2 protein-coding genes are annotated in these 2434 nt (G+C 58.1%); one reads left to right on the top strand and one right to left on the bottom strand.

Features of this window, described 5'->3' with window-relative positions; all coding sequences use genetic code 11:
- Positions 1 to 849, bottom strand: an 849-nt coding sequence (locus NW815_RS10375; RefSeq protein ID WP_414415982.1) for a Rieske 2Fe-2S domain-containing protein, incomplete at its 3' end; no start/stop codon positions are given.
- Between the two features lie 157 nt (positions 850 to 1006).
- On the opposite strand from NW815_RS10375, the gene NW815_RS10370 reads away from it, so the two are divergent.
- The coding region (locus tag NW815_RS10370) for a TonB family protein (protein ID WP_414387870.1) at positions 1007 to 2434 on the top strand (1428 nt) is incomplete at its 3' end.

The following is a 2434-nucleotide window of genomic DNA, read 5'->3' as shown; positions in this document are numbered from 1 at the left end:
CTTATTATTGACTAGAGTCATGCTCTCAGCACTCACCTCTGCTTCCGAATCGTTGCGTAAACAGAATTGCACCACCTGCGAGGTTTGGTCGTCGATGGGGGTAGCCGCTGTGAAAATGATGTGGATGAGGCCGTTGGGGTAGGTGATTTTGAGCTTGCGACCAAAAGGCATAAACCAGGTGCCCTCCAGGATACGCACTGTGCGATCCTCTGACATCCGCAAGTTTTGCTTCTGCAAGTCACTGTTGAACACCGGCAAAACAGAGGTGGCCCGAAGGCCATATTCCAGTTCTTCAAGGCTGTCCAGATCTGGGGGTACAGGCTCGGAGATCACCCCAAAGCTCTGGTGATGGACGAAGTGGGGATGGGCATTGTCAAAGGAGTTTTCCATCAGGCGCAGGCCGGCGCATTTCCAGACCTCATAGAACTGATGAATTTGGCGAAACCGGGGATCCGCCACCTCTGAGATCTCGGGAATATCGGTCAAGGGATCCGCCAATGCCACCCAAACACAGCCATAGCGCTCTTGGCAGCGAAACCCCTCCACCTTGTAGGTGCGAGGGATGAAGTTGTCTGTAAGTTGGGGTACCTTCACACAGGTGCCAGAGCCGTCAAATTCCCAGCCGTGATAGGGGCAGCGGATGTGGCCATTGCAAACAACCCCTTTGGAAAGTTGGGCCGAGCGATGGCAGCAACGATCCAAGACGGCGCAAGGCTGCCCTGACTCATTGAGCCAAAGCACCAGAGGAGTCTTCAGCAGCGTGAAAGCTTGTGGGCCGGTTTCCAGGGCCGACATCGGGATCACGGGGTACCAAAACCGCCTCAGGACAGGTTGCTGGGTAACAAGCATAAACCCGCTCCACAAGCTCTAGTTCGGAGAATCATGAGCTGGCTTTTCGTGAGCCCAGGTGGCTCAAAGCATCGCCCCCCGTGAAAAAGATAGGCGTTGAAATGGCAGAAGTCCGTATAAGCCAACACAGCTTTGCCCTGGGCGCGTTTGTGCATCGATGGCTACCCCTCTGCCCGGGGATGGGCTATTGATCGAAGGAAGCAGAGAAGCGTCGGTGGGCTTCTGTTGGCATGTGGCTGTGGGGAGAGGTGGAAAGGTGCAAAACGAATTGAACCCCAACCGAGATCTCCGTAACACAGGGATCCCGGCCCAACCTACTGCAGAGTCCACCTCCCCCAAACCAGAACCGGCTGCTGAGAGCCAGGCAAATTGCTTGACAGACGGAGAGGTGGATCCAGAGCCCCGCCTCAGCCGTTCTCAACAAGAACGACAGCAGGAACGCCGCTCCTTACCTTGGCGCCTGGGGCTGGCCAACGTGCTCTCGGCAGGGTTGCATTTCATCGCGATGAGCTGGGTGGGTTGGCAGCCTAGGATCCGGGAAGAGGAGGAGATCCTCCCCTTTCAGTGGGTGGAGATGGCGGATGAGCCGCCCCCAGAGCCGCAGTGGATTGCGCCCGTCTCCGCCCGTGAGTCCGGTGTCTCTGAACCTCGGGATCACGTATCGGTGCGGCAGTCGCAAGTGGCCAATCCAGGTGAATGGGTAGAGGTCACTTCTGCAACGGCACAGCCTCTGCTCGCCTCAGCCGCAGGGAGTCCTGTCCCTGAGATCCTTTCTCCGCCGACAAGGGAGCTTGAGGTGCCCCAGCCCGCCCGGAACTCTGCCTCTCCTCAGCAGCAGCCAGAGGCCAGGTTAGAAAATCTGTCAGCGGGTTTAGCAGCTCTGGAGCAGGCAGTTGCCGATCACAATTGGGCGGAGGCGCTACATCTGACGGAAGAATGGCTGGATCACTGGCCTCTGTCCTCTCCACAGCGCCAGCAACTGCAGGACTATCGTCAGCATCTGCAAAGCCTACTGGCTACCTCCTCGGCAGCAGCAGTGGAGACCAAATCGGCTCAGATCTCTCCTGCTCAATCCCTCAAGCCTCAACCCGAAAGAGCAGCAAGTTCTCCTGAGGTTTTGCCACAACCCTACCTGTCGGCTCCAGCGGATCCGCATCCAACTTTGCCCTCTCCAGAGCCGATCGCAGCCCCGTTGGAAGAGCCTTCTCCCACCTTGCCCCCGACTTTTCCTACCGGATCCCACAACTCCGACTTCGGTCGCACCAGTGGGATCGAGTCCTCTCAGGCAGGCCCACCCAGCCTCAATGCCACCGCCGATCCGGATTGGGGAGACTACTTGGCTCAATTCCAAGAAAGGGTTCGCCAACACTGGATGGTACGGCGGGCATCCGGATCCTACGTAACAGTGGTGCAGGTGCGTCTGGATCGACAGGGATCCCTGCGGGAACTGCGCCTGCAAACCCCCTCAGAAGATCCCCTGTTGGATGCAGCCGTGCTCAGTGCCATCCAGCGCTCAGCCCCCTTTGCTCCTTTGCCCGAGAGCTATGTTGGCGAAGAAGTAAACTACCCGACCCTGACTGCTTCG

This window comes from Synechococcus sp. R6-7 (assembly GCF_047461695.1).
Classification (GTDB): domain Bacteria; phylum Cyanobacteriota; class Cyanobacteriia; order Thermostichales; family Thermostichaceae; genus Thermostichus.
The sequence above is the reverse complement of the archived record's forward strand: the minus strand, read 5'-3'. Positions and strand labels throughout refer to the sequence as shown.